Origin of the sequence: Shewanella sp. SW32 (genome assembly GCF_025653365.1) — a bacterium.
Classification (GTDB): domain Bacteria; phylum Pseudomonadota; class Gammaproteobacteria; order Enterobacterales; family Shewanellaceae; genus Shewanella; species Shewanella oncorhynchi.
This window is the reverse complement of sequence record NZ_JAKKSJ010000011.1, coordinates 131,362-138,321: the sequence shown is the minus strand read 5'-3', so window position 1 is coordinate 138,321 and position 6,960 is coordinate 131,362. Positions and strand designations below refer to the sequence as shown.

The window sequence follows — 6,960 nt, the reverse complement described above, 5'->3', positions numbered from 1 at the left end:
TCCCAGCCCTCACAGCCTGCGATAACTGCACACAGCGTTAAAAACACCACGTCAAACAAGGGATAAACGACCTTAGATGCTTGCCTTGGGTCTTCTAATTCTGAAAAGTGCTCTGCAAAAATATCGATGTTCATAAACTGGCTCCGCGTAAAAGCCAGTATCTGATCACAACGGAAGATCGCGGTCAATCAGTTATGTTAAAGTGCGCGTTAAATGTTCGTGATCTTGCCCTGCTAAACCCGCGAGTAAAAATCTCATTTGTGAGCATTGGTTACAAGATAATCTTTGCATTGTGAGTGGCGTAACTCATCCTGCTGCAAATGGTTTAAATACAAAATCTTGGCTTAGTGAACAATTGTGGATATTCGACCATGAATCATCGTTCTCTCGAATTCGTGCAATTCAGTTATTAAAAAGCTTAAATATCCACGTTCGTGATGAAATCTGCATGTCAACCATTGGCTCTATTAAAAGGGCAATTGGAACAGGTATAGGTTTGAGTGTATTACCCCTATTAGCGATTGACGCTGAATTAGCAAGAAAAGACCTTATTTTATTACCTGTGGATGGATGGGATTATAAACGAACTTATTGGTCAATTCAGCGTGAAGGAGAAGAATTATCTGCATTAAGCATGAGTTTCCTAGCCTTTAGTAAGCTACTGTAAAATAATGTATACCAGCTATTCTTACTAGGTGAATTTAATTGATATCATCAGATCTTGGAATAGGATTTTTTTTAGTCTTTTTACTATGTGGTTTATTTTATACACACACATCCTCTATTACACTTTTTAAGCAATTTTATCGTATTTTTCCACTGATGCTAATGTGCTACACCTTACCTGCCATCTTTAGCTCGCTAAATATTATTGATGCAAGTCATAGTCAACTTAGCGAAATGGCAAAAACACACTTAATGCCTGGTTGTTTATTTTTGCTGATTTTAGGTACCGATTTCTTTGCTCTCAGTTTAGTGGGAAAAAAACTTCTCGGTATGTACGTGCTAGGTGCTGTGAGCATCTGTATTGGTGGTCCATTAAGCCTATGGTTAGGCTCTATATTTTTTCCGAACGAACTCGTCTGGCAGGGAGATAATGCTGCTTGGAAAGGCATGTCAACACTGATGGCAAACTGGCTTGGCGGAACCGCCAATCAATTGGCTGTAAAAGAAATCCACAGTGTCGGTGATGCCGTATTTGCGGTAATGATGGCTATTAATATTCTTTTTTCCGGTATATGGATGGTTATATTACTTTTCATTGCAGAACGCCAAGATAAAATCGATGATTTCCTGAAAGCTGATAAAAGCTATAGACCGATATTTTGCACTGACATCAAACGTAAAGTGATAGGAAAAAAAACAAGCTATTATTGGATTCTGATATTGAGCTTGACTTTTTCCATTGTAATTCTCTTTAGTGAAAAATTATCATCCTTCCTTGCAACAAGAATCGCTAATAGTTTCCCACACTTATTTAAATACAATCTTACTTCTGAATTTTTTTGGTCAGTATTAATTGCAACTTTTTTAGGATTATTATTTTCATTAACAAATGCAAGACATGTGTTAGTCAAGGAAACTCAGCAGGCAGCTCTTTTTTTTATCTATATCATGATAATGTTGATGGGGTTGAACTTTGATATTAGCGCATTGAGCGCCGCGCCCTATTACGTTTGTATCGCTCTTATTTGGTTCTCTATACACATTATTATCTTATTTATTTTTACTGTATTTTTTCGATTACCTATCATGTACTTCGCGATCGCGAGTCAGTGTAATATTGGTGGTGCGGCTTCTGCACCAGTTATCGCCAGTGCTTTTCACCCAAGGCTGGCTTCCGCTGCTTTATTGATGGCAGTTTGGGGTTATACTTGGGCGTCTTTGTTGGCATGGTATTTTGGTTTTTTAATGCAGTTTATTCAACCATAAGATGGGAACAAAAAGTGTGTCCAACTAATTTTTTTGCTCCCAATAAATGCCACTCCAGAATCTTCAAAGCACTACCCAAAGCTTTCAGCAAAATTCAATTTAACGATACAACTTATCCATTACCCCCCCCAATCAATCAAACCTCGGGGTGATTCAACACTGGGATAAAGTCGCAGCTACGCGCAGCCTGCCCATATTTATTATGTTTTTTCATGATTCAAACTTGAGACACTTTACCATACATATACCTAAGTTTTTTGGTATGACTAAAATGAATTTAAAATCGCACTAAAATAAAAAAGCCTGCAAACGATTAAGTTTGCAGGCTTTTTAACTCTTATAAAAAGAGGAATTTGGTCGGTATGAGAGGATTCGAACCTCCGACCCCTGACACCCCATGAATACAGCTACTTAGCCCACGCTAAGGCCTAAGTATATGCAAGATAAAAGGAAAGTCTGTGTACACACTAAGGACATGTACATGGCAACTTATCGACTATTACCAAGTGGAAATATCAATGCAATGATTCGCCCAAAAGGTCAAAAAGCAATCACCAAGACCTTTAGAACAAAAGCTGAGGCTGAGGCTTGGGTAAGCCAAATAGAAGGCAATAGCTTGATCGCAGGCTCACTAGCGCATTGTTCAAACTTATATCTAAATACACTAAAAGGTCGAGGAGGCACTGAGGCAACTACTTACAGAGCGACTAACTTAATCAAGGGGCTTCCACTCCAAGCGAAGGATATAACGCTTAAACACATTGCGGCCTATACCCAAGAAAGGCAGACCTTAGTTAGCGATTCCACTATCCGCCTAGAGCTTCAATTACTCAGCCGTATACTCAAATTTAACCGTCTACCTAATATCCTTGAAGGATACAAATTACCTAGAGCTGGCAAGCCTAGGGAACTCGTAATCGACCCTATTCAATACCAGATGATACTTAATGATATAGCGCCTAAGATTGCCCCTCTGGTGGTCTTAAGTTATGAAACAGCTATGAGGCGCAGCGAGTGCCTTAGCATAACCACTGAATGTATTAACTGGCAGTCAAAGACCTTGAGACTGACCGATACTAAAAACGGTTTTGACAGGGATGTTCCTTTAAACAGTCGAGCCTTAGCTGTACTCAAGCAGGCAGCTTCATTAGTTCAGGATGGTTATCTATTCAAAAGCAAGCCCTATACAGTTAGCCAAGCATTTAGGCGCTCTTGTGACCGTTTAAAGCTACCTAAGGCACTGTGTTTTCATTCATTGAGGCACACGGCCATTACACGTTATGCAAATCGTAAGCTCAATACACTTCAACTTCAGGCGATTTCAGGACATAGGGATATCAGTATGTTAGCGAGATATACCCACATAAAGGCGAGTGATTTAGTTTGTTTATTAGAGTAATTGCAATCGGTTTACTAAGTCGTTGATATTGGAATTTCAAAAAATGAGGGAGAAATGTACGGCAACTAGTGTATGAGTCGACTTACGTAGTTTCCCCCATAGGGGGGCTTACAGCCCTCTCAAGGCTATTCAAACCAATTATTAGAGGCTTGCCAGTTTTATTAGCTCCTCACTCTTTAGTATTGAAAGTGTGAATAGCATCACTTGTTACCTCATCCCTAACTCATAACAGAATAAGAATATCTACTTGACCAAGTGTATTCATCAAGTATACTTGAATGAACACAGCGTTACCCACCCAATTACCTAGGTTTACGATACCAAATGAATACACCTAAATCAGATAACGATAGATACCACATGCTGAATACACCTAAGCTTATCATTCGAGCTTACCTGAGAGCGTCCACCAGCGAGCAAGATAGCAGTCGGGCTAAGCCTGAGTTGATGGCATTCATCAAGGCTCATGGGATGGCCGTTACAACCTTTTATCAAGAAAACGTATCAGGTACTAGCTCAGACCGTCCAGAGCTTAACAGGCTTATTGAGGAAGCCTCAGGGGGCGACATATTATTGATTGAGAAAATGGACAGACTGAGTCGTTTACCTTGGGAGTTATGGCAATCACTTAAAGCCAAGATAGCCGCTAAGGGGCTAATCATCGTTATCGTTGACCAACCTCAGACACACTCAGCCCTAACCACAACAGATAGTAACTCAGGCTTCATACAACGCGCTCTAACGGCTTTTATGCTAGACCTAGCCGCTGGTATGGCTAGAGACGATTATGAGACCAGAAGGGCTAGACAGGCGCAAGGGATAGCAAAGGCTAAGGCAGAGGGTAAAACTTGGGGTGGACAGAATAAAGACGCTCAGTTACATGAAGCTATCATTACTCACTTGCAGACCATGAGTATTAGGAAAACAGCAGAATTATTAGGTTGTTCTGTATCAACGGTTCAACGAGTAAAGAAGCAATCCGAGGCCTAGATAACCTACTAATACACTCAACGATTAAAGTCAGCCCCGATACTAAACTGTCGGGATCTGCCATGACATTTCTTTATTTATCAATAACTTAGCAGAATTCAGCTCAAAGTTGGGCCTATTCAAGTACCACTATTGAAGAAAGGCAATAGCCGAGCCTAGTTAGAAATAATTATAGAAATACTTGACACGCATTTGTTAAGAAAAGTCTATAGTTAGCAACTTCAACGTAAGCGGCTGATTTTATTAAATAATCAATTGGTACCACTATTGAAGAAATATTCTAGACACTTAGCCATCTCAAACACCTCATTTAACAGATTAAGATTGCCTCCTCAGGGCATTCGATACTCATCTTCCTGCATTCAATTGCAAACCAGTCAATCCCAGTAACCTAACTAAACACTATCAAGGCCGTAGTGAGCAATTTAGTTAGGTGAAGTGGTTGGCTGGTGGAAGGTCAGTATTTCGCCTACCTATGGCCTTAGGGTTGGCGCTGAGATTATCTTCAAGTTACAGCCCACAAAGTCTTTGATAAGGCCTAAAGCTATTAAACAGAAGGCAAAAAAAAAGGCTCCTATCTACTTACTTATTAACTTCTTTAAAAGAATAAGGCCTTTTTAGTAAGAGATTAAAGAGTAAAGAAAATGGGTAAAAGCAAATCCCCTTTGGCCTACTAAGCCGATTACTTAACTTAACTTAACTTATATTAACTTAGCCTAATGAATGGCCTAGCCTACCTTTTGAGCTACCCGCTAACCTAACCCTAATACCAACTTACCTAACTTAGAAATCAACCAGCCCAATCGAGGGCTAAATTTTAGCTACCCAAAATAAGGAGAAAATCACTATGTCAACTATTGGCGATTCTAATCGCGGCCGAAATAAGGTCGTAGTCACACCTATCAGCACTTTCAAGTTACCACCAGTTATTAGCTTGGAAGACTTAACAAACCCGAATGCCACTCTAAATAAATCCCATTTATCAGGTAAGCAAGACGGTACATGTTTTACCTTAATCACGGGCGACCAGTGGACCATTGTTAGAGCGACTGGTAGCGCCACTAATGCCCCTTGGATAGCCTTAGATGGCACTAAACACACGCCAGAATAGACCTGCATCAAATTAACTTAATCGGCTCTGTAATGGCCTTACAGGTCGCCTAACATAACCCTGAGGAGATATATCAATGACTAAATCAACCACGAAAAAAACCACCTGCCCTACTATGACTAACAGAGAGCTAGCGGGAGTCTTATCAGCATTTTCTGGAGGCAAACTCGAAACTGTGAGATTGCTTCTTAACGAGAAACTATTACCAACTATCACCGAAGAGCAAGCGCTATCCCTGACTGATATTGAAAATATAATGCCTTCTACCTATGAAGATTATTTTATAAACCGCTACACGGCTGAATATGACTTAACTCAAGACTATCAAAACAACCCCATAACTGATATTTCTGAAGGATTAGAGAGTTTTATAAGGAATTCACGGTATGGTATGGCACTCAATAGCGAATACCTAGAGAGTGCGATTAAGTTGATTGAAGGTAACTTAGACAGCTTACGGGAAACCCTTGAGAACATAAAGACATTCAATTGCAAACCAAACGCCCTAGGAGCCAACCAGAGCTACGTTAAAGAGCTCTTAGGGCAAAGGGCGGCCCGTCATGCTCAGTACGTCCAAATGACTGATTTGGAGCTCCTACGATTAGAGCTCAAATTAGAGGGTGATGAGTTATCAGCAGTTAAGAGCGTCATTGATGCGCGTATTGAGGCAGCTAAGGCCGCTAGAGAAGCCAGCCTATCAATAAACACAACCACTTACTCAGGCGATATGGTTGTTATTAATGGTGTCCAGATGACAACAGGAGAGGCTAAGAGACTTGCCAATTCACCTAACCAAACCCCCTCAAATAGTGTTACTGGCTTCAATAATCGGACAGCCTCCAATGCTTTCTATGTAAGCAAAGGCTAATACGTAATACGCCCTTCAACCTTGGAGGGCCTAAATCTAAAGGAGAACAACCCCATGAAAATAGAATGTAACGGATGCAACAAAGAGTTGCCTAGCTCAGAGTTCTACACCAATGGCTTTATCAATGGTAAGCATACTAAGCGTTCAAAGTGTAAACAATGTGAATGCGGTAGGTCGAAGATGAATCATCCCAAACGAGTAATCAGGGAAAGATTAAAGCGAGAGGCTTGCCTGTATGCCTAAAATCTATGGTGTTGGGATCAATAACCTAAAAGGTGAATCACGAACTGTACCTTATAAAGCATGGATAAGAATGTTATATCGCTGCTACAAACTCAATTTAGGCGCTAAGGTATGTAATCAATGGCTCACCTAGGCTTTGTTTCCTAAAAGCACAAATAACTACAGAGTGCTTCCTGAGCGCCAGCATGGCGCTTAAAACCCTTGTTTCATCGTCAGTCGTTTATCTGTAATCAGAATATTATTTTGATTTAAACCCGAAAAACATTGGATTTCACTATTAGGAAACAAAGCCGCTCACCTACTCAAATTTTAAGACTTGGTACGAACTAACAACCAACAGAATAAGGGCAATCGGCTACCGAGGTACATTAGAACTTGATAAAGACTTAAATTGCCAGAATGGTCTAATGTATTCCC

The 6,960-nt window shown here is 40.3% G+C and carries 6 protein-coding genes and 1 pseudogene; 6 read left to right on the top strand and 1 reads right to left on the bottom strand.

Translation table 11 applies throughout. From position 1 onward, the window contains the following. On the bottom strand, window positions 1-134 hold a 134-nt coding region (locus L5M28_RS08730; RefSeq protein ID WP_263203107.1), incomplete at its 3' end, for a transposase family protein. 116 nt (window positions 135-250) lie between these two features. Between L5M28_RS08730 and L5M28_RS08725 the strand changes: the two are divergent. The 6 genes and pseudogenes from L5M28_RS08725 to L5M28_RS08700 form a co-directional block, all read left to right on the top strand. Continuing rightward, window positions 251-667, top strand: a pseudogene (locus L5M28_RS08725) (substrate-binding domain-containing protein); the annotation flags it as partial. Window positions 668-705: 38 nt separating this feature from the next. Next, window positions 706-1,932 carry a DUF819 domain-containing protein gene (locus tag L5M28_RS08720; protein ID WP_263203103.1) on the top strand — a complete coding sequence of 409 codons (1,227 nt, stop codon included), beginning with the start codon at window positions 706-708 and terminating at the stop codon, window positions 1,930-1,932. A gap of 481 nt (window positions 1,933-2,413) precedes the next feature. After that, entirely contained in the window at window positions 2,414-3,331 is a 918-nt protein-coding gene (locus tag L5M28_RS08715; protein ID WP_198572344.1) for a tyrosine-type recombinase/integrase, read from the top strand. Window positions 3,332-3,655: 324 nt separating this feature from the next. Further along, window positions 3,656-4,321, top strand: a complete 666-nt coding sequence (locus L5M28_RS08710; RefSeq protein WP_263203102.1) for a recombinase family protein — start codon at window positions 3,656-3,658, stop codon at window positions 4,319-4,321. 847 nt (window positions 4,322-5,168) lie between these two features. Next, window positions 5,169-5,432 carry a hypothetical protein gene (locus tag L5M28_RS08705; RefSeq protein WP_263203100.1) on the top strand — a complete coding sequence of 88 codons (264 nt, stop codon included), beginning with the start codon at window positions 5,169-5,171 and terminating at the stop codon, window positions 5,430-5,432. Window positions 5,433-5,508: 76 nt separating this feature from the next. Further along, window positions 5,509-6,300, top strand: a complete 792-nt coding sequence (locus L5M28_RS08700) for a hypothetical protein (protein WP_263203098.1) — start codon at window positions 5,509-5,511, stop codon at window positions 6,298-6,300. Window positions 6,301-6,960: the final 660 nt, after the last annotated feature.

Coding starts and splice junctions, on each gene's coding strand:
- L5M28_RS08710 (WP_263203102.1), top strand. CDS start 3,656: ATGAATACACCTAAATCAGATAACGATAGATACCACATGCTGAATACA.
- L5M28_RS08705 (WP_263203100.1), top strand. CDS start 5,169: ATGTCAACTATTGGCGATTCTAATCGCGGCCGAAATAAGGTCGTAGTC.
- L5M28_RS08700 (WP_263203098.1), top strand. CDS start 5,509: ATGACTAAATCAACCACGAAAAAAACCACCTGCCCTACTATGACTAAC.
- L5M28_RS08715 (WP_198572344.1), top strand. CDS start 2,414: ATGGCAACTTATCGACTATTACCAAGTGGAAATATCAATGCAATGATT.